This is a genomic window from Bradyrhizobium vignae (genome assembly GCF_004114425.1).
In the GTDB taxonomy this organism is placed as follows: domain Bacteria; phylum Pseudomonadota; class Alphaproteobacteria; order Rhizobiales; family Xanthobacteraceae; genus Bradyrhizobium; species Bradyrhizobium vignae.
In genome coordinates, this window is record NZ_RDQF01000028.1 from 14319 (window position 1) to 35585 (window position 21267).

Consider the following 21267-nt stretch of genomic DNA (forward strand, 5'->3'; position numbering starts at 1 on the left):
GCCGTTCCATATATGGGGGCATGGTCACGTTGAGTCCCGCGGCGCCGTTACCACGCGCCGAGCCCGCTGAACCGCTATTTTGTTGGCGTCTGCGCAAGGATCCTCTTTTGGCGCTGGAGAATTGCTTTGCCCCGCGCTTATCGACGAGAAACTCGCTCGTCGGCGTCTGCTGCGGTTGAGCTAGGTCGAGCACTCGTCGAGGGCGAGGAGATTGTCAGTCCAGACCCCATCGGCGTGAGTCTGAATGAACTTGCGTCCCGAGGGGCTTTTTCGCACAGCAACCCAGGCCGTCGAATTGCCGTCTTGCGTGTAGAACCGGTGATGTTTGTTCTCGATAAAGTGGACAACGTTTTCCACTTTGTCCCGCCATCTTCCCCCTTCGGGCTTCGGTCCACCGACATCGGTGATGTGCTCATGCCGGCTCATCCGATTAGGCTTGTGAACGCAATCAATGCGGTAAGTGGCCATGCTCCTACTTTCCAACTTATGATCGAGCGAGGATCCTGCTCTTCCGGTGATAAAGACCTATGTCGCCACTGTCCCGAATAAGCGCGATTCTTTACTTTGCGCGGCCCTTGCGCATGCGCCGCGCACTTCCGGCGGATCGCCAATTAGGCGACAATCAGCAATATCGAGGGGCGTGCGGTCTTGGGGTTTCTTCGTCACGGGAAATCTTCTTACCGGGGTCGGCAATGCAAATCCTACTGACGGCCCCCATCGGCTCGGGCGAGACCAGATAGTGAAAGATCATTCAAGGTCGCTCCCGGCCTCGGGCGCAGCTGCGTTCCGTCGCGAATGTCTTCGGCGCAGCCAGCTCGGATTCAAATCCGCTAACACGTGCATGATGCAGATTTCCGGCAAAATCGTCCCTGTTGCCGCTGCAATTGTTATCGAATCAGGATGCGCAGCATTGATCGGAAGCCCTTGTCGTGCCGGAGTCAGTCCATGGGTATTGATCTGGTGGTTCGCTTACCGCCGGTGAAAACAAATGCCTCAATCCCGCATCCTTGCCGTTTGCATCTTCGCGCTGACAACTGTGCTTCTCTCTTCGCCGGCGAGAGCGCAGCAGGCTCAACCGACCCAAGGTGACGGGCAGAAGCCTGCGGTGACGCAGTCGACATCTGGCGAGCCGCGATCGGGTCCTTCGATCCAAAAGCCAGCGCAGTCGAGGAGCCCGGACGCCCCTGCGAGCGTTCAGACGACGCCAAGCGATCCTCAGAAGCAATGTGTGAAGCCTGGAGAGTTCGCCATAGAACTTCGATCTGGCCGCAATCCGGTAGTCGTCCCAATCGTGCTAGCCACAAATTTCTTGCTCACAAACCAGCGCGTCGACGTCGGTGTGCCCGCGCCGTTCGTCGATGGCGTACGTTATTTCGCGGGTATCGACTCCGGAGACGAAACCTATCTTTTCAAGCGGCAGGACGTCGTTACGCACCGCGCGACCGAATCGGACGCGCTGGTCAAGAAACCCAGCCAGTCGATTGCTTGGATGCGATCGTGGTTGAACGGATAGTAGGGCTCGGCAGGCGCGCCGATGGGTGGCATCCAAAAATCTGCGCCTGCCGATAGAGCGGCAGGCGACTACGTCCTGTTCCGATACGGGCGTGCCGGCTTGCGCCCTCTGGACATCGGCTTGGGGGCATCGCACCCTTGGCCGGCTCAGTGAATTCGGACAAGTGAATGCCCAAGGTCGCGGCGATACGGTCCAGGAGATCAATGGTCGGGTTCTCTTTCTTCTGCTCAATGCCCCCCATGTGTGAGCGGTCGATCACAGCATCATAGCCAATTGCTTTTGCGGAATGCCGCGCTCTACGCGGATCCGGCGCACATTCCAGGCCACAAGCGCACGAGCGTTCATGCGCAGAGGCAGCCATTCCGATGCTTATGAAACCACTGGTTATAGCCAATCTATTGCGATAAGTTCGCGCGGGAGCAGCGCCATCAGTTCCCTAAGACGGGTACGAAAGAGGAAAGTCACAGGATGGATGCACCAGGTCATTGTGAGCCGATCTGCGACCGCGCTGTTGGCGCGAAAGGGAGCTTGGCGCTGCGGCGATTCGGGTGGTACCAAACTGCTCACAATGTGGTTATCGTTGGTCGCATTTCAGTAAATTTTTCAGCTTGGTAGGAGTTCAGCTAGTGCCGGCCGAGCCGAAGATCGCAGAATTGGCGCCCAGCGTCGACGAGCTCACGTCATATGACAAGGAGCACGCTGTTGCCTACATGCGACTTCTTGATGCGGACGCGGACAAGGCAGACTGGCGCGAAGTCGCGCGAATTGTGCTTGGGCTTGACCCCGCCGTTGAACCGGATCGTGCGCGACGCACATTCGAAAGTCATCTGACGCGGGCCAAGTGGCTAGCGGGCCACGGCTATCGCGATCTGCTACGTAGCGGTTGGCCAAAACAATGATCAGCGCGGATGTCAGGATCGCCGGAATGCGTCGCGATCGCAAAAGTTGATCATTCCATCGATTAAGTGGGTGCAAGGCGCGCACACGGTAAGCAAGCCACCGGAAAGAGCCACAATCATCGGATGCATTTCGCCGCGTCTGAAAATTGTACGGGAAAGGTGCGATGCCGGATACTGATTGGAGATCTGAGGAAGCGTACAGCGGCCTGAAGAAGGCGGATGCTGCCGACCTGGCCTGGGAGTGGCTGCGCCGGGATCGCGACTACCAAGAGGATTATAAGCGGCTATCTCGCCGCGAACGTTCGAGCGCAGCGGCGGGCCAGTTCCGACGCAAGTGGGGGCTCTCGTTTTCCTGCTGATCCGCAAAAGACTTTCGACAAGCATTCAGTCTTTTGGGCACCCGAGGTGCTGCCGACCGTACTGGCCGTGCGGGCGGCCAATTGCATTGTGCCCAAAAGCTATCAGCTCGATTTCGACAATCTGCCGGGCGGCGAGCTTCGTCGTGCGCCGGATGGATGGCATGCGATCGTGCCGCTCGGGGGCACGGAGCATCGCCTTTGGCTAAGAGAGCTTCCGGCGAGCGGGTATGCTGTCGTCGTTGATCTGCCGCTCGACGCCGATTTCGAGCTTCGGTTGAGGGCCGCACGTCGATTTTGGCTCGCCCTTGAGCGTCGGCCGCTCGGACAGCCTCCTCTTGCTATGCCTGCTTTGAAGCAGCGTCGGCTGATCCTTGCGCTGCGCGCAGTGGATGGTTGGCTGGACGGAAATAGCTATCGCCAAATCGCGCAAGGCCTGTTTGGAAGTCATCGTATGGCCGAGCGCGCCTGGAAAACAGACGATTTGCGCAGCCGAACCATTCGACTTGTCAAGCTGGGACGGCGCCTCATGCGCCTTCGCTGGCGAGCATTGCTCAACAAGGGTACACGCAAGAATGACAGTTCATGAGCGGAGGACCATTGGCATACCCGAGTTGTGAGCTGCCTATTCTTCTACTGGTGCGATCGCGGACAGGATAAAATCTTTGCGTTCCGAATTCACTCTTTGGCCTCGGGACTGCTGCAACGGAAGAGGCGCTATCTGCGTAAGAGCTTGACGGCTCTTCCCGGAGGGTTTTCTCAAATTGAGTTCTCGACTTGAATAGCAATGCATCGAATTCCCGCGGTACCGGATTGAGGGGCGTCTGCTAGGCATTATGCAGCCTGCGCAGGTGCTGCCTTCTTGCAAAGACGGGCCAGCCATCGGCAAAAAGAACGTGCGATCTCGGGGTGCGCGCTGCGATCCACAGCATAGGCGCGATATTGCATGCCGCTTGGAGCGCGGGAGCCGGGGACGATTTGCAAAGCGCCTCCTCTCACCAGATCACTGACGATGATTTCTGGTGCGATAAGAAGGCATTTTCCTGCCATGACTGCCGGCAGAGCAAGATAATTGTGATCATAGCGCGCGCCCGCTCGTATGTCGTTTGAGGACAGGTTCATGGCCCTCAGCCATGTCGGCAGGATGTCGGGACGTGATGTGATGTTCAGTATCGGGGTTGAGCGAACGATCGAGAGCTCTCGGCCCGCGACCAGATTTGGCGGGCCGACGCACACCAGCTCCTCTTTGTAAATCTCCCAGCTGTCGGCGGGCTCGATGACGGAAAGATCCCGTGTAATCAGAATATCAAAATCATCCGAAGATGTCGGTGGCGAGAGCGAGCTCACGACGTCCACGATGACGCCGCCGGCTTCAGCAGAGAAAGTCTGCAGATTTGGAATAAGAAGAGAGAAAGCAAAGGTCGATAGTGACGTGCGGACCACAATCCGATTCGTTCCTGCGCCTGCACGGCGTCGCATTCTCTTCGCGGTGAAGCCGACCGTTTCGATCGGTTCAGAGACTGCGTTTGCGAATAGCCTCCCAAACTCGGTTAAGTCACTGCGCCGTCCACGCCGCTCGATCAGGTCAGCACCCAGATAGTCCCGCAGTACGGACAAATAGCGGCTGACTGAACTCTGTGTTGTTCCCAAAGCGGTGGCGGCGCGCGTAACGCTGCCTTCGCGGGCGACGGTCACAAAAGCGCGGATGGCGTTTAAAGGAACTTCGTCGTCTTGAGCCGCCACTGTCTGCTCCGGCGCCACAATGAACATTCATCACATTACTCGATGTCCATAGGGAGATTGCAGCTTATTAGGGGGCGGTTGCGCTTAAAGTCCGCACGATGCCACTCATACTGATGCGGGATCGCAGAAGATCTGCGTCAGTAGCTCCGTGCTGTAACGGGGGCTATGTCCTTTTGCGGCGTGCCGATTTCGGCTTGCGACCTTTAGGTAAGGTAGCGAGCGGCGGCGCCCCCTTGGACGGCCGAACAAACAGCTCCGAGACAGCAACGCCGAGCGTTTCGGCCAGGCGATCGAGAAGATCGATTGTCGGGTTTGCCTGTTGGCGCTCAAGACCGCTCATGTAGGAGCGGTCAACACCTGCATCGTAGGCTAATTGCTCTTGCGGAACACCGCGTTCGACGCGGATCCGGCGCACATTGTAAGCCACAAGCGCACGAGCTCTCATGCGCGAAAGCAGCCATTTCGATGGTCATCAAACCACTGGCTGTCAAACCACTGGCTATAATCTACGTAAAAACCCTCCAAATCATAGGTTTTGATCGAATTATTCAGTGCCTGTCACCGAATCGCTGTTCCCCGACGTTGCAGGAGACGGGGAGCCGCGCGAGCCGACTGGCGCCATGTGAGAGAATCCGATGCTGGTCCTGCTAGCCCACTATGCCAGCGAAACCAGCGGTGGTAGCTCGGCGCTCGCGTTGTGGAACCCGCTGTAAGCGCTGGTCCTGGACGCGCTGTTCCTAACAGATGCGGCAATCCTCTGTGGTCGGCCAATGCCCGCCACCTTTGCTCCCGTGAGGGGGCAATCTCCAACAGTGCTACCAACCGGATCGTTGAGAGCTACCGCAAGCGCAGCTATCTCGAGGTGGGCAAGCCGTCAAAGACGACGCTGTCCCTACCGGAGCAGCGACGTCAAAAGTTAGCGGCGACATGACTCGGCGCTCAAGGCTCTGAAAAGCGCTGTCCCTGCCAGGCGCCGCTAACTTTGGTGCCAGCCTTGCCCGATTCGGTATCAACGCTGACACTTCGCCCCCTAGGGTGCCCCAGGTTGTAGGCTTAGCACGACTGCCAATCACCGACCTGAATTGGTGGGATCGTCTGCTAATTTTAAGCTGGTCCGCCGCCTCGTGAAGAAATTGGAGATGCCCGGCACCTCAGCTGCATGAAAAGGGCTTACGCGCCGCCGCTCATGACAGAGTTGAGAAGGGTGGCGGGTAAGACGGGAGGCATGGAAGCAATCGCTTGAAAGACCACTAGCGCCCAAACTTTAACATCGTCAGCCTCCCCCGGCACAAGCTGACCGGCTGTCCATGCCGGAAAGAGCATGACGGTGCTGCCAGCAGGAGTCGCTTCTCGGTCACCGGAAGCAGCGCGGGCGCGTCTCGGCGCCGGTCGGTTGGCTAGATCGGCGCGTCCCTGCCGCGCCTGCGCTGCGGATTGATGTTAGCAGGAACGTGACTCGGCGCTGTCCCATTCTGGTAAGGCGCTGTCTCTACCACGTCGCTAACCCTAGCGGGTCTGTACTCAGGCTAGCTTTCCAAAAGCTGATGAAACCCGTGCGGCAATTCACAAAGAACAGCAGCTGTTGTGGCGACCATGCTCACGGGCGGCCGCTGAACCGCCCCATCGGCGCGCAGTCAAAATGGACCCGGTCGCTCACAAGCCTGGCACAAAGGATCTTCTCTGCGGTATAGACGGCGCAAGTACAGGGTTCATCGAATCCCGATCATGGTGACCAGAAAAGTGGTCTTAGAGCATGCGTGTGCGCACAGCATGATAATGCATTGGTAATATGATCAGTTCAAGGGCGCGGCTTCAGCGAGTGGGTGGTGCGCAACGGATTCGTATTCGCTTTGGCCTCAATATTCGTGAAGGCCGTATCAAGCTGCGCAACGTGCTGTCGACCGCGCCGAACCAATGTTATAGGCGGGCAGCTTTGCCGTACATCCTGGCTATATCGCGTGTCCATTCGGTCAGTGGTCGGCCGGCGAGTTGTTCAAATGACAAATGGGCATTCATTGACCCCGTCCCCCACAGCGGCAGGAAGTCGCAGTGGATCAGCGCCTCCAAATAACGGCCAGTCGCGAGGAGCAGGTTCATCACGCGCGAATAAAGCTCAGCATCGTCAACCGGCCATGGATGAGTCGAGGCGATATTGCATGGCTCCGGGCTCGCGCCGCCAGAGCCTACGCCCTTTTCCGAGCTGCGGCCAACACCACCGACTCCGATCCATTCGATGCGCCAGCATCCGGTCTGCGAGCTGACGCGCGCCGCCGCGTACTTATCGCATAAAAGCGCTGCCAAATGTCACTACCAGATCCGGGCGTTTGGGAATCAGTACTTGCATCGTAAGGTTATGGAAAGGTTCGGATGCACATGAGCGTGTTCCCATCCAGCTTCGAGACGCGCAAAGCAGTCCCATGTCAAGCATAAATCTCAGCTCCCAATCCTTTGCCGATGCACGCGCGCGACAGCGGGCCGTCACCGACCGAAAACTCACGACATTTAGAGCACTGGTCCCGAGACGTTCAGGTTTCCAGATGAGACGTGGCATGAAACCGAGAGCGCGGACAGCCGCAGCAATAAAGCGCGCTCGGGCCATCTCCGATCTCGACCGGTGCTGCGCAATCTGGTGGCTCTATCGCCTCCATTTCGGCATCAACCGCGACGTGATGTTGGGCCTTGCCGCGGTCGCCCAGGAGAGATCCCGCTGCGGCATTTAGGCCTCGTGACATCGACCACTTTCCATGCGAGCAGCTGGCGCTGCCCCACCAAACCTGCCACCAGGTTGCGCGTTTGGCAGGCGGACAAAGTCTCAGCCCAACTCCAAACGTGTCAAGTCTCCCCCCAGCCCACCAAGGTCGCAATCACACTAGTGCCGGCGGACTGCCCGGGCGGCTGCACAATGGCGCCTGAGAATGCGGTGTGTAGACCGCAAAGGCCGAACTAGACTAGTGCTCGCCGTTAGCAGCATCAGCAGCCTGCGATTTGTGGTGCAGATGATGCTGCTCATGGAACCCAGCAGCGTTGAAACTACGGCCAAGTAGCTGAGAGCGGCGAGCGCCAAATTAGACCGATTGATTGGTAAAGTCTGCCGATCGGGAGCAAGGACCGACGCTCGGATTTCACAGGTGATCTTAAGCGGTTACATGAAAAAGGAATATGCCGGGCCCGAGTCCGCAGCGCCAAAAGTGGTCGAGGAGCTCATCAAGCAAGTCTTGCGAGCGTATTGCGGTGGATTGATCCTCTCACGCAGAAGCCCATGGGCAGGTTGCGTCTCTATCGATCGAAGTCTCGGTGAGCCATTCGACCCTGCAGACGGCCAGCCGTTCAAGCCTGCGCCGCCCGCGAATTATGCCTTATACTCGCCTCCGGGCTCTACGCGATGACACGACATCTCAGTTTCCAGCTCGTTCAGACGTCGTCGGATGAAAAGCAGCTGGACCGCCGTATCTTCCGGCGTCGCGTGCGATCTGGGCGGTCTAGTCTAGATCGGCGCATGGACGCAATTGTCGAGCTGTCCTTGTCGAAACCGCTCAAATTGTGAGGCTGGAGAGGTGCCCGAGCTGACCGCAATTGGATCGACGAAGAACGAACACCAAGGACGGGCGAAGGCTTTCCTAACTTCGGCATGCAACCAAGCTGTTTTAGAAGGGAGTGCTGCGACATAGTATCAGTGCGGCCGCGAACGAGAAATCAGTTGAGACGATGATCGGTTTGGCCGATCCGACTTGCGCATTCTTCACGCAGGTCGTCGCGGGATGATCATACGATATGCCGCCTTTTCTCGCCGTCACCCGCGTTCGGAGATGGCCTACAGTCGGAAAAAAAGGAGGGGCTATACCAAGTGACCGACCACTCCTTCATCCCGTTGGCTTGCTTGACACACCTCTCCGGAAGCGACGAACGTCAGACCGCTCGGGCTGAAACGCGTCCACTAAAACTGGCGCGGCGTTCGCAGGATCACTGTCGCCACATACGAACACATCGGCGGCCGCGTAGGAGCTCTCAGGCCAGGTATGTAGGGTCATGCGCGATTCAGCCGACCAGGCTATTGCGGCGACGCCGTGACCGGCACAAAACTTATGAGCATGAAGGTGGAGTTGGGTCGCCCTCGCTGTACGAATGGCTTTTCGGATTGCGGTTTCCGCAAGCTCCGGATTATCGAGAGTCTTCGCTGCCCATAGCTCAGTGAGCATATGGGGCGCACCTGTGGACAGAGCCGGTGGGGCCTCCTTCTCGTTATCCATACTCAAAGAAGGATGCGACGCTCACAGGCTTGAGCACCATCGGTCTGGGGATCGTTGAAAGAGCCTTTCGCCCGGACTAACGGTATACCCGGTGGCGAAAACGCTCTCGACGGGATTGGTGGTGCCGGCTCAAGTGCCGCGGAAATCGGACAATTACGCTAATCACAAGCCGTAACGAGCCTATGGGCGCGTTGATTGCGGGTGCCATTCAGACGATGGCGGGTCCACTACAACATCAGGTAGGTGCCAAAGTGGACTCGGGCTCGTAGCGTCCTCCTGTCTTTCTGCTGATCATCGAGCCAGAAGCAAACACCGACAAGCTCATACGGGCAAAACCTTACGACGTGCGAAAGTCAGGGTGGCTGCGCATGCACAAGACGAGCTCCGGCGTTCCGATTTGGACGCCGCAGAAGCCGACGAATGGCGGGGCGCGTGCCTACGGAAAATACAGGCAAGAAGCAGTCTATGGAACGTCAACCGGTCGACGCAATCACTGCGATCAATCGGCTTGCGAGTTCGGATCCGGAGAGAGTCGCGCTGAGGCACGGCGCAGACGAACTCACATATGAGGGGCTACGATCCAGATCGGATGCCCTTGCGAGCACCCTAAGAGAGCGGGGTGCTCGCGGCACAATTGTCGGCTATTGGGGGGAGCGGGACCTCGACTGGGCGACGGCGGTCATCGCAATTTTGAAAGCGGGATCAACGTATCTACCGCTCGATCCATCGCTGCCGGCTTCCCGTACATCATTCATGATCGAGCAGAGCCGCTGCGCTCTGCTGATGGGCCGAGACCAGCCGGGGCCGCTCAGTCTATTCCAGGAGAGCAGCAAAGGCACCCCGCAATTCCTGGCTATAGAGGCGGCACTGCGCCGGGTCCAAACTTCGTCTGCGGTGCCACCGCCTGACGAGGATGGACTTGCCTACATTCTGTTTACGTCTGGTTCGACGGGCCAGCCTAAGGGCGCAATGATCGAGCGCGCCGGCCTAAACAATCATTTGGCGGCAAAGATCGACGCTTTAAGTCTCACTCGGACGGATTGCGTCGCGCAAACGGCATCGCACTGCTTTGACATCTCGCTTTGGCAGCTTCTGGCCGGGCTTTGCGTCGGAGCCTCTACAGCGATTATTGGTGATGCGACATTGAGGTCGCCGTCATCCCTCCTTCAAGAAATTCAACGATGCGGCGCCACGGTTGTGCAATTCGTTCCGTCCATGCTGGCAGTGTTTGTTGAATATCTGCAGTCGCTTGCTGCGGCCGAGCGAGCCATGGACGGTTTGCGGATTATTTCTACGGTCGGAGAACCTCTAACACCCGGATTGGCGCGCGCGTGGCTTGCCTTGTATCCCCGCGTTTCCATTCTCAACCACTACGGGCCGACCGAGTGCGCGGACGGCGTGACGCATCATCTGGTTTCCGTGCCGCCTGCGCTGGCTGAGCCTTATGTACCGATCGGCAGGCCAATTGAAAATGTTCAGGTTTATGTCGCGGACGGACCACGGCTGTGCAATGTAGGAGAAGTCGGGGAAATCTGTGTTAGCGGCGTTGGTGTCGGTGCCGGTTACGTCAATGACCATGTCCGCACCAAGGATGCGTTCGGGCCAAACCCGTTCTCAAACGACCTGTCCTTCCGGCGCATATATCGGACAGGTGATCTTGGGCGCCTTCGTTCCGACGGTCTTTTGGAATGTCTCGGTCGGCGCGATCGTCAGGTCAAAATTCGCGGGCACAGAATCGAGTTGGGAGAAATCGAAGCTCGTTTGTCCGCTCATCCATTGGTGCATGGCGCCGTCGCAGTCGCCTCTGTCTGCGCAGGCGTAAAGCTTACGGCGCGAGATATAGCTGGGTCAGAGGCGCAAGCCGAATCGCGGCGGCTGGTTGCGTATGTGTCGACTTCGGCTGAACTGGCGGAAAGCGACCTTCAGAATTTTCTTGCTGAGGCACTCCCCAGCTACATGCTTCCGGAAAGAATTATCCACGTCAGCAGTATTCCACTGACCAGGAACGGAAAGGTCGATTTTGCAGCGTTGCCTGACCCGGCCACTGTTCGCCCTCCATTGTCAACGCCATTCGAGGAGCCGCAAACAGACCTCGAAATCCGGCTGCGTCAAATCTGGTCCGGTATTTTGCGGATCGGCAAGATAGGTGTGAATGACCAATTCATAAGCCTCGGCGGAGATTCTCTCCGTGCAATGCTCATATTGGGACAGTTGGAGACCTTGCTCGGAGTGAGAGCTGATTTCAGGCTGGTCCTGAACGGGACGATTCGATCTCTTGCCGCTTCGATCGGGCCCAGCGCCGAGTCCAATTCGCGCGCAGCTTTTACATACCGAAAGCTCAACCGATCGTCTCTGACACGGCTCCAGGAGCACCTATGGTTCCTCTCGCAGCTCGATCCAACTGCCAAGAACTACATCATTCAAGGGGGCCTGCGAATTAGGGGAAACATCGATTTAGCTCTCTTCACTCGCGCCTGGGCCGAGGTTATTCATTCCCACCAGGCACTTTCGTCGCGCTTCATCGACGAAGACGGTCCGGTTCAGTGCTTCGATGCTCCGCCATGTACCAGCCTTGGATTGACCGATGTATCTCATCTCACCTCGTCGGAAGCTGAGGAGCTCATCGCGCAGTTTCGACGAACAGAGGTGGAAGACGGTTTTGACCTTCGACAAGGCCGCTTGTTTCGCGCGCGTATGGTCCGGTCTGGTCCCGACAACCATCTCATATTGATCACCGCTCATGAAATCATCCTCGATGCCTGGTCGATTTCTGTTCTCCTCAGAGATCTTCAGCGAAGATATTTAGATGGTGCGGCGCCCTGGCCAGAAAACCGTGCATCACTCTCGGGCTACGCGGCGTGGGAAACACAACATGCTTCTCCAGAAGCGCTGGAGAGCCAACGTCACTATTGGCGTCGTCAGATTGGTGATGATCCGCCGGTACTTTCGCTTGGAACGGGACGAGCGCGCCCGCAGACAAATTCATACCGCGGCGCCTCGTATCCAGTGCTGCTTGGCGCCGATCTCTCCAGTCGCGTAAGAGAATTTTCGCGCCGAAACAGCTGCACCACGTCGACAACACTGCTGGCGTGCTTCAAGCTGCTGCTGCGAATGTATAGCGGTCAGGACGATATTGTCGTCGGCATGCCACACGCTGTACGGGATCAACCTGGCAGCGCCGACATCGTCGGCTTTTTCCTGAATATGCTGCCAATCCGTGCCACAGTCGATGGCGGTGAATGCTTTGCCGCCCATGCCACGCGCATTCAGGGCCTGGTCAGCGATGCCATCGCAAATGCGGCCTATCCATTCGGATGGATGGTCAGGGATAGTAGGTTATGTCGCGAACCGGGGCGATCACCGATCTTCCAGGTCATGTTCAACATGTACTCCGAAGCCGTCGAGCCACTTGGTCAAGACAAATTGGCTTTGACATTCCGCGAGTACGACACAGGCTATGTCAAATTCGACCTAACACTGTACGCGCAAGATCTGGGCGATGAAATTGCACTCCAGCTCGCGTATGCGGAAGACATAATCTCGAGTGATCTGGCTATTCGCATGGCCAACAATCTGCACTGTCTGATTGCCGCCTGCGTTGATAAGCCGCTTGTGCCCATTGAGGAACTAAGCTGCCTCAGCGCCTCAGATCTCACTATACTGGATTCGCTGGATGGGTCGACCCAACGATATGAATCTGAATGTCCGCTTGTTGAAGCCTTCGAGCAGATCAGCCTCTCCAATCAGAGCAATTTAGCATATTTTGGTGAGTTCGGGGAGGTCACATTCGGCCAGCTGCGTGAGCGCGTAGCCGCTATCCGCTCGTCACTGCGGAGTATGGAGGTGGGAGCCGGCGATCTGGTGGCCATGCTTGTTGACCGGTCGCCGGACGTTGCCGCTATCATGCTTGCGGCGCGAGGCTTGGATGCTGTCGTTGTGCCGATAGCGCCGGATTATCCGCGTGATCGGATCCAACATATCCTGCGAGATAGTCAGGCAAAGCTCTTGGTTCACGCGAATATCACGGAGCCTGGCTTTGAGATACCTTCGATTTGTCTGTTGGCCCTAGAAACGTGCAGTGTGTCGAGGGATGATTTAGCGCCCAGCAACACACCGTCAGATCACCCAATTGCGAACCTCATATACACGTCCTCCTCAACAGGCCGCGCGAAGGGGGTTCTTATACCGGAATCGGCCATTCTTAATCGACTGAACTGGATGTGGCGACGCTTTCCCTTTGACAGCACCGACGTCATGGTTGTCCAGAAGTCCGCGTGCCTTGTTGCGTCCGCTTGGGAGTATTTTGGTGGGCTTCTGAGAGGTGTGCCCACGCTGATCCTCACCCAAGGGCAGGTGCTGGCTCCAGATTTGTTGTTGTGCAGTTTGGCAAAACATCGCGTGACACGCTTTTTTGCCTCTCCACCACTCCTATCTGGTCTCATCGGGTCTCAGGAACGGCAACGGCAAAGGACCGCCTTGAGATTGGTCACAAGCAGCGCCGAACCGATGCCTTCCTCGCTGCCCGCTCGCTGGCGTGGGTCTTTTCCGGGCGTGCCGTTGTGGAACTTCTATGGTGCGACGGAATGCGCGTCCAATGCAGCCGTGCACCAAACATCGGTTGCAGATGACAACTCGGCGCTTGTCCCAGTCGGGCGGCCAATCGACAACGTCAAACTCTACGTGCTCGATGCACGATTGAAGAGAGTGCCTGTTGGAGCCCCCGGCGAGCTGTGCATCGCGGGCCGCTGTCTGAGCGCTGGGTACTGGCAGGATCAAGATCGGACTGACCGCTGTTTCGTGCCGAATCCGTATGATGGCGGACAATACGACGTGCTCTATCGAAGTGGGGACATCGCACGCATCTCAACCAGCGGCCTTCTCGAGATTTGCGGCCGATCGGACAACCAGATCAAGGTGAGGGGCTTTCGCATCGAGCCGGAGGAGGTCGAAGTTGCCCTTGAGTCTCATCCGGCAATCGCAAAGGCCGCGGTCTTCGCAGAAGGCATCGATGACGATCGCCGCTTGACCGCGAGCGTGGTGCCCGCTCGAGAGAATCTAAGCTCCGGAGAGATTTTCGCCCACCTGCGCAAAAAGTTGCCATCTTACATGATTCCCGCAGCCTTGCGGTTGGTCGACAGTATTCCCCTGACGACGAGCGGAAAGATAGAGCGAGCTCGCCTATCCTCCGTTCCTTACCGCGAAATCGAGACCGATTCATCTGCTGAGCCCCGCACCAGGAATGAGCGAGTTCTTGCTCGGATCTGGGAGGATCTATTAGGCGCCAAGGGTGTGGGAATCGACAGTAGTTTTTTTGATATCGGAGGCGATTCTCTTCTGAGCGTACGTTGCGTCACGCTGGCGCGCAAAGCCGGGCTGAATCTCACCGTCAACCAACTTTATCGAACACCAACCATCAGGGACTTGGCCGCCGGAGAAGCGGAGGCGGAACCCCACAACGTCGCTTCCGCGGACGGCTTACTGCCTGTGCCTCCCGTAATATCGTATTGGAATTCGCTTGTCGGCTTTGACGAGCATTTTAACATCGGCGATCTGTTCTTCTTGCCCGGTGGCATCCTGAACATCGAGATCCTGGACCGGGCTCTCGCCGATATCATCAAGCGGCATGAGGGCCTCAGGCTGCGCGTTGCCCGAACCCAAGATGGACTCCGGCTGGGGATTGGGCCTTCTCCCGCCGAGCGCATCGTGGACGAGATTGATCTCGTCCGAATGACCGGCCCAGACCAGCGCAGGACAATCGAGAGCGTTTCGGCAAGATGTCAACACGTGTTTCGGTTTGATGGCCACACGCCTCTTGTTCACGTCACCGCCTTCCGCACTTCGGAAAGCGGCGATTACTATCTGCTGGTCCTGATGCATCATTTCGTAGTGGATGGAATAGGCTATCGGCTATTCCTGGAAGCCTTGGAGGGCGCATACAACGCTCTTGCTGCAGGCCATGATGTGAACGGTCCTGAGACCGTACAGAGGCTCTCTCCCTGGTTGAAGCGCCTCGAGCAGTACGCGAACAGCGAAGCACTACACGAACTCAAGCACTGGGAGGGCATTGACTACGATCAATTCAACTTGCATGTCAGCGACGCGTTATCCCGCGGCACGAGTGTTGCCGAAGAAAGCGCGAGAGAGCTTCACGATCCAAGTCTCGGAGGTCGTCGGGAGGATTCGAACGGCCGTTCGCTTCGGGTAGATCAGGCCAAGTACCATGTCGAAATCGACGGCGAAGCGACCGCGGGCCTCCTCAGTATTGGAGCCAGATCAGCGCATTGTCAGGACTTTGATGTGTTTCTTGCTGCCCTGTCCGGTGCGTTTGGAGCCCTGTTCGGCAACTATTCGCTCTGGATTGATAGCCTGACTTCGACACGAGGTCGGCTGTTTGACGATTTCGATTCATCTCAGATCATTGGCCTCATCAGCGAGGTGGTCCCGCTTCCATTGAATGTCACCGAAAGGGAGTCGCGTTCCGATCGTGCTCGTTCAATATACCGGCAGCGCAATGCGCTGCCGCATGGGGGAATAGGCTTTCGGACCCTAAAATTCCTAAACCGAGATCCAGCCGTGCGGTGCCGGCTCGATCGCCTGCCACTGCCCAGAATCGGGGTGAATTATCGCGCCGGACTGCAACGCCATTTCGCACGCCGTTTTCTAGACACAGACCCTTATCCACTATGGATCGGCGAACACATGGATCAAGCGGCCCCGATCCACCTCTTCTGGTTCGATGTCGGATATCAATCCGGCCGTCTACAGATCGAAATGAGGTATGATCCGAGCCAGGTCGGTTATGAGGTGACCCGCCATCTTTGCACGGTCTTGCAACAGGAGCTGTTGCAGACAATCAATGAATTCGTAGCGCTGAGGGCGGTGTAAATCATGGATGAGCGCAACGCGGAGCTCGTCGTCAAAAGCGATCGCGATGCGATGCCGAAGAAAAACCGGCATATCGATCTATCGGACCAAAAGCTCCCGAGCCTTCTCCTGCGTCTTGCCATTCCATCTGTTATCGCCTTGTCGATCAACGCGTTACAGCAGCTCCTCAACGCGATCTTTGTTGGCTCACTTGGTGCGCAGGCGATTGCAGCTGTCAGCATGACGATGCCGCTCATTTTAGTGCTCGCTGCGGTGGGAGAGGGGATCGGGGTGGGTACTGCCTCCTTCATATCTCGTCATCTTGGTGCTGGTAATGAGTTGGAGGCGTGCCGGGGTGCGAGTACGGCGCTCGCGTTGGCCGCTCCGATCGCGGTGATCATCACCGTCGCCCTGCTTCTGAGCCTACGAGCCATCTTCGTCGCACTCGGGGCAAGTCCAACCATCCTGCCCATCGCGCTCGACTACGCCACGATCCTCTTGCCGGGGTCTACTTTGATGCTCCTGAACATCGTCAGCGGCTTCATCGCAAGAGCTGAAGGTAACACACGATTCAGCATGTGGACCATGCTGAGCGCTTTCATATTGAACGCTTTGCTTGATTCCCTTTTTATATTCTTACTAGACTTGGGCGTGCGAGGCGCAGCGCTAGCGACGTTGCTATCTCAGATCGCAGCTATAAGCCTCTACATCACGTTTTTTACCAAGCGCCTCGGCACTGTGCCCGTCAGGATATCTCAGGTCTCGTTGCGCGTAGATCGCATCAGGGAGCTCGCGTTCATTGGGGCGCCGGCGACAATGACTAGTATCTTATCGGCTCTTGCCGGTATGTTCTTGTACGGAGCCGCTGCCCGGTTCGGTGACGAGTTCGTTGCGGCCGTGGGAATAGCTGTAAGAATCTTGACAATCGGGGCGCTGCCTATCACCGGCTTTTGTATCGGCTCTCAAGCTGTCCTGGGGTTCGGTTGGGGCGCCCGCGACTTTGCCCGTGTACTGAAGGTTGCGAAGTTCATGCTCTCTATCACGGTTGCGCTTTCCTTTGCGTATTCCGCAGCCGTCATGCTTTTTGTCCGGCCTTTGGTCAGGTTGTTCAGCGATAGCGACAAGGTCACGGAAATTGCCGTCTCGAGCTGCATCATCTTTCATTTGTTTTTTGGGCTTTACGGTATTCAGAGTTTCGTGACGACAATGCTTCAGTCGCTTGGCAGAGCACGCCTCAGCGCGGTCGTATCTTTCGCAAGGCAGGGATATCTCTTCATACCGGCGGTACTTCTATTTCCTGTCATATCGGGCTTCAGTGGATTGTTAGCCAGTCAAGCCATCGCTGAGCTGGGCGCTGGAATGATCGCGCTATTCGTCATGTTGCGCCAGTTTGCTGAGCTCAGGCGAGGAGGGCCAGCACATTGAGCCAGAAATTGAGAGTGCTCCTTGACTTTGAGTTAGGCGTCATCCCGACAATTAATACATTCCTCGCGGGCGAAACAGCCAGCCGTCGTTCGTTCCGAGCTGGTTGCGAAAGTCGTTACAAGCGCGACAAGCTCGAGACGTCCAACCGGGGAAGATGCTTCGAGCGCATGGGGGGAATGTAATCGAAAGGCTACCATATGCCGGCTAGTTGACAACCGTTCGGGTCGCGCCGGAACGGCCATCATGGTACGATGAACGCCCGCTGCGCCCGGATCACGTCTACCGGCCTTGACCAGATTAAACCACCGCTTCAGGTGCGGATGCGCGCTCCAGCGATCCGTAGTTGATCGACCGGGGGACCGCGGTAGCCCCGCGGGATTCATAACAGTGATTTGGTCATCGGATTTCAGCGTCCGGAACGGGCGTCGACGGCGTCCGTCGGCGTCGCGCGTACCTCGTCGACGATCCCAAGCACGGCCCGTTCACGCCGAGTATTGCTGCACGATCGCTTTGCCGCGCGCCGAGATTCCGTCCAGCATGGTGTCGAGCACCGGTTCTTTCAGGCCCTCGACCCTCGCCTCCTTCAGGATGTCGCTGAGCGCGTCGGGAATCTTCTCGCCGAGCGCCACCAATCGCGCGATCATCGCGTCGGGGTCCATTTCATCAGTTCCGCCTGGCGTCGCCAATGCCGCGGCAGGACCTCTGAGAACTTTGGTAGCCGCCGATCTTCATCGCCATGCGCAGCCGCCGCCGCTCATGTTGGTCGTCGTGGTAAGGCACGTAGCTCAGGACGTCGTAGAGTGGCGCAAGAAACATACGCCGGCCCGGGAGGTGGATGACTGAGAAGTTCTTCGCGTGCCGCGTCGGTACCGAGCACCAGGAAGCTGAAGGCGATCATGTCGGCGAACGCCGCCTTGTCCGCCTCCGGATCGGTAGCGTAGCGCAGCACGTCGTTGGAGATCTACTCGATCGAGGGCCCGCCCTCGCTCTGGTACTTGACGGCGGGATGCACGCCGAGCGCCTGGCACATGTCTTCCTGGTGGAATCGTTTGACGACGCCGTCCTTGTCGATCTCGCGGTCGTACCGGGTGACGACGATCGCGACCTCTTCGCCAAACTTCCCGACCTTAACTTCGGCCGCGGATCTTCCGGGGAAGCTGCTTCAGTCCGTCATGATGATTTTGCTCTCGTTCGTCATCGCGGGAGTCTCCTGTTTCACGTCCGAGTACCGCTTCAGGCGGATGCTCGTGGCGATGCGCAAGCTGTTCAAGCCCCTCCTGGGCTACATGGTCAGCTACGCGGTGTCGGCGGAAGCCAAGGAGGCTCGAAAAAAGGCGGTATGCGTGGCTGCGCGCGCGTGCGCGTCGATTGGCGAGCGGTGTCTTGTGGAACTAGATCCATGAAGCCATCGCGCTGATCGGAGACGCTCTCACCCGCGGCTGGGAAAACGATCCGAAGCCGCCGTTTGAGCTCTTGAAAGCTTGGCCGGGCCAACGGCGACGGCAAGACGGCGACGCCGTTCAGGCCTACTGCAGCTTTCCCAGAAAGATGCAGTCCCAATACATGCTGTCTTTCCAGGCCTGTTCCGCTTGATCGCGCTCCCAGGCCCATTGACTTCGGTTGCCCGATGGCCTCGCCTGCGTGGGGCAAAGAGCCAATAGCTGGTCGGTCACGCCCTGGGCCTTGCCCACCGATAAGAATTGGAAGAAGGGATTCTCGCCTTGTTTGGCGACCAGTACCTTGGCCGCGGCATCGAGGTCAGGATCCTGGAGACCCATCGTTCTCGCCAGGAACAGGCCAACCGACGCGAGGTGCAATGGAAAGCCTGGCGTATTCGCGGTGGCGGATGCAAGTGCCTGTCCAGGCACCGACAAGATCAAATTCTTCGGGAAGGGTGCGGCGCCGGCTAGGTCGTCGATGACATCTTCGCAGAGCCTGGCCCTCGCCGAGCCAAGATAGTTTGCGGTTGCCTTCAGATATGTGCAGTCACCCGGGCGGAGCGTGCAGCGCTTGTCGGCAGCGTCGTCGGTACAATATCTGAGCCAACCTTCCTTGATGCAGTTCGAACCGACCTTGATGAGGCAGGGACGATTGTCTGCTATCCATTGTAGCCATCGATCAAAAGCCTTCACGTCCCTGGTCGCAACCGCGTACAGCATGACACCCAGCGCCTGATCAGGCGAGAACGAAACGTCGTGATTGGGATACGTCCAGCCGATTCGGCGCGGCGATCGCCACCAACGTCCGTCAGCTCCCTGAGACAGACGCACACCCTCGCATCCTCTGCCGTCGCCTGCGGCGCAAAGCAGGCCGTTGAACAGGGTCATGTCGCCGTCGTCGCAGTGAGTTGGGTCTCCGGCTGAATATTTCGTAGGATAGGGCGTGCCGGTCGCATTGCAGAGGAGTGCTTGCGGTGGCTCCCAGAACATCAGGGCATCCGACAGCGGCGTAGCCAGCGCGCAAGTGACGTGGATCACGAACGATAGAGCAACGGCGCAAATCAGGAAAATATGACGCATCGTCGCTTCCTCAGCACTGTGTGTGCGGACGCGGAACACAAACGCGCTCAAGATCGATCTCGATCTGCCCCGGAGACCCGACGATCTGCGTCTTGGAGAAATCGATCGAGAGAGTGACCGGCGCAGGCCCTCCTCCCTTCGACAGGAAACCAACCTTGGCGCCGCTGAAATCCGAACACGGGCTGAGTGCCTCGAACCGACTGTTGTTCATGCTGACGCATTGCGGCAGTCCGATCGTGATCGATGGCTCGATCGAAGCGATTTTCGGTATTGCTTGGTTCAAGGCCAGTTTCAGAAGAGAGCCGAAGTCCACGGTGTGCTTCGCGCCCGGATTCAACTCAATGGAATTATCCAACGCGGAGAATTCCATCTCGACCGACCCGCTTGCCTTGACCGACGGAGCGGCTATGGAGATCGACGGCTTTCCCACGAGCCGCGCGGGAACGTTCTGTCCGGTCGCGCTGTCCCATGCTTTCAGGTCTTCGACGATGATACCGGCATTGATCGTGGGTTTACCGCCGTTGCCACCGAGCTGAGCGGTGACGCCGGCGATCACGAAGCTGATGCCGTATTTGTCCGTCGACCCGTTCGGTTGATAGGTGGCGCTTACAATCATTGGGAAGAGGCCACCGATGAGGCCGAAGCGTTCGTCGGAGGGAGAGTTTATGGTTTGAGGTGCCAGAAGGGTGTCGCGGATGACGATCGTGGCGATGCCATAAGGATTGTTGGGAAAGTACGAAGTCAGGCCGACGCTCTTGCTCAGGGCTTCTCTTAGGTCCGAGGTCGTATTGAGCACGCGGGCATGCGTCGCGCTCGCTCTGCCTACGATGTAGCGTCCTTGTTGGAATAGAACATCGCCAGGATTGGACGTGTCGGTGACGAGATATTCCGGAAATGCGAGATCGCCCGAGATCGGCCAGATCTTCTGCTTATCCGCGGGCTTCGTCTCCGGCACCCACTTCGATCCGTCCCATTTGGCGAAGGATAGTTGAACGGAGAGATTCGAGCCCGATGGAACGTTCGGCAAATTTGCGACGTACTGCTTCGGCAGCATGATAGGATAAGGAAGCCTCACCGGTACTGGTAATGCGATCTGGAAGAAGTTGTCCACGTTGAGCGCGCACAACAGGATGGTGAAGAAGTCGTCCTTCGGAGGACCGACGAGCGGCAGGTCTCCGGACAAGCATCCGGCGCCGACGATGACCGTGTGATTGATGCATTGCGCTGCGCGCACTTCAGCGAACACGGATAGCGCGACCGTCGTCTGTACGGTCCCCGTCAGCAAATTGTAGTGTGACTTTCGATGGTCGCCGAACTGAGACAGCGCTCCCGTAACCTGAGGCGTCGTGCAGATGGTGCCGTTGTTGTGATAGTACCCGTCGTAGCCGGTGCCGCTCAAGTTGTCGATGAAGTCGAATAGGCCGCCACCCATAGCCACGACGATGTCGTCGCGCGGATACTTGTACGCGGTCTGAGCTACCGCTGCGAACTGACACGAACAGAGCATCAGTGCGAGCGCGCAGGCGCGCATGCCCCAGAGCAATCTCATGAGAACTCCAATACGATCCGACGAAACGAATTGCGCCGAAGGGTCACTCGGCATACCGAAAAATTTTATCTACGTAAGCGTGCGATGCTCTTTCAGCGCTCGGATTTTGTCAATAGAGTGTGCAAGGATGCGGACGATGATTTTTAATCGAC

Annotated in this window: 16 protein-coding genes and 1 pseudogene; 7 read left to right on the forward strand and 10 right to left on the reverse strand. The window is 57.7% G+C overall.

Annotated elements, in window-relative coordinates:
* Nucleotides 1–180: 180 nt before the first annotated feature.
* Nucleotides 181–468, reverse strand: coding sequence for a DUF3892 domain-containing protein (locus EAV90_RS22715; protein ID WP_129144708.1), 288 nt, complete (start codon nucleotides 466–468; stop codon nucleotides 181–183).
* A 760-nt stretch (nucleotides 469–1228) separates the two neighbouring features.
* On the opposite strand from EAV90_RS22715, the gene EAV90_RS39615 reads away from it, so the two are divergent.
* From EAV90_RS39615 to EAV90_RS22740, 4 genes are all read left to right on the forward strand, one after another.
* Entirely contained in the window at nucleotides 1229–1513 is a 285-nt protein-coding gene (locus EAV90_RS39615) for a hypothetical protein (protein WP_164937058.1), read from the forward strand.
* 626 nt (nucleotides 1514–2139) lie between these two features.
* A complete protein-coding gene (locus EAV90_RS22730) occupies nucleotides 2140–2412 on the forward strand; it encodes a DNA -binding domain-containing protein (protein WP_129144710.1) in 273 nt (90 codons plus the stop codon).
* Nucleotides 2413–2576: 164 nt separating this feature from the next.
* Nucleotides 2577–2771, forward strand: a complete 195-nt coding sequence (locus EAV90_RS40715; RefSeq protein ID WP_128931960.1) for a transcriptional regulator domain-containing protein — start codon at nucleotides 2577–2579, stop codon at nucleotides 2769–2771.
* Between the two features lie 46 nt (nucleotides 2772–2817).
* Entirely contained in the window at nucleotides 2818–3357 is a 540-nt protein-coding gene (locus EAV90_RS22740) for a DUF2285 domain-containing protein (RefSeq protein WP_129144711.1), read from the forward strand.
* Between the two features lie 245 nt (nucleotides 3358–3602).
* On the opposite strand, the gene EAV90_RS22745 is transcribed toward EAV90_RS22740, so the two are convergent.
* The 4 genes from EAV90_RS22745 to speD form a co-directional block, all read right to left on the reverse strand.
* On the reverse strand, nucleotides 3603–4538 hold the full coding sequence (locus EAV90_RS22745) for a LysR family transcriptional regulator (protein WP_129144712.1): 936 nt from the start codon (nucleotides 4536–4538) through the stop codon (nucleotides 3603–3605).
* Between the two features lie 136 nt (nucleotides 4539–4674).
* On the reverse strand, nucleotides 4675–4956 hold the full coding sequence (locus tag EAV90_RS22750; RefSeq protein WP_129144713.1) for a helix-turn-helix domain-containing protein: 282 nt from the start codon (nucleotides 4954–4956) through the stop codon (nucleotides 4675–4677).
* Between the two features lie 1472 nt (nucleotides 4957–6428).
* Nucleotides 6429–6812 (reverse strand): hypothetical protein, encoded by a 384-nt coding sequence (locus EAV90_RS22755; RefSeq protein WP_129144714.1) that lies wholly within the window; start codon nucleotides 6810–6812, stop codon nucleotides 6429–6431.
* Between the two features lie 1559 nt (nucleotides 6813–8371).
* Nucleotides 8372–8758 carry an adenosylmethionine decarboxylase gene (gene speD, locus EAV90_RS22765; RefSeq protein WP_347338813.1) on the reverse strand — a complete coding sequence of 129 codons (387 nt, stop codon included), beginning with the start codon at nucleotides 8756–8758 and terminating at the stop codon, nucleotides 8372–8374.
* A gap of 420 nt (nucleotides 8759–9178) precedes the next feature.
* On the opposite strand from speD, the gene EAV90_RS22770 reads away from it, so the two are divergent.
* Both EAV90_RS22770 and EAV90_RS22775 read left to right on the forward strand, forming a co-directional pair.
* Nucleotides 9179–15643 carry a non-ribosomal peptide synthetase gene (locus tag EAV90_RS22770; RefSeq protein ID WP_129144717.1) on the forward strand — a complete coding sequence of 2155 codons (6465 nt, stop codon included), beginning with the start codon at nucleotides 9179–9181 and terminating at the stop codon, nucleotides 15641–15643.
* A 3-nt stretch (nucleotides 15644–15646) separates the two neighbouring features.
* Nucleotides 15647–17047 (forward strand): MATE family efflux transporter, encoded by a 1401-nt coding sequence (locus EAV90_RS22775; protein ID WP_129144718.1) that lies wholly within the window; start codon nucleotides 15647–15649, stop codon nucleotides 17045–17047.
* Nucleotides 17048–17529: 482 nt separating this feature from the next.
* Here EAV90_RS22775 and EAV90_RS39625 read toward each other — a convergent pair whose 3' ends face one another.
* The 3 genes and pseudogenes from EAV90_RS39625 to EAV90_RS41755 form a co-directional block, all read right to left on the reverse strand.
* Entirely contained in the window at nucleotides 17530–17706 is a 177-nt protein-coding gene (locus EAV90_RS39625; RefSeq protein ID WP_164937059.1) for a type II toxin-antitoxin system HipA family toxin, read from the reverse strand.
* A gap of 4 nt (nucleotides 17707–17710) precedes the next feature.
* Nucleotides 17711–17893, reverse strand: a pseudogene (locus EAV90_RS41750) (hypothetical protein); the annotation flags it as partial.
* A 115-nt stretch (nucleotides 17894–18008) separates the two neighbouring features.
* Nucleotides 18009–18146, reverse strand: coding sequence for a HipA domain-containing protein (locus tag EAV90_RS41755; protein ID WP_164937065.1), 138 nt, complete (start codon nucleotides 18144–18146; stop codon nucleotides 18009–18011).
* On the opposite strand from EAV90_RS41755, the gene EAV90_RS22785 reads away from it, so the two are divergent.
* Entirely contained in the window at nucleotides 18097–18450 is a 354-nt protein-coding gene (locus EAV90_RS22785; RefSeq protein ID WP_129144720.1) for a hypothetical protein, read from the forward strand. The genes EAV90_RS41755 and EAV90_RS22785 overlap by 50 nt on opposite strands.
* A 123-nt stretch (nucleotides 18451–18573) precedes the next feature.
* Here the strand turns inward: EAV90_RS22785 and EAV90_RS22790 are convergent, their stop codons facing one another.
* Nucleotides 18574–19566, reverse strand: a complete 993-nt coding sequence (locus EAV90_RS22790; protein ID WP_129144721.1) for a hypothetical protein — start codon at nucleotides 19564–19566, stop codon at nucleotides 18574–18576.
* A gap of 10 nt (nucleotides 19567–19576) precedes the next feature.
* The gene (locus EAV90_RS22795; RefSeq protein ID WP_129144722.1) at nucleotides 19577–21115 is read right to left on the reverse strand and encodes a hypothetical protein; all 1539 of its coding nucleotides are present in this window, start codon (nucleotides 21113–21115) and stop codon (nucleotides 19577–19579) included.
* Nucleotides 21116–21267 lie beyond the last annotated feature (152 nt).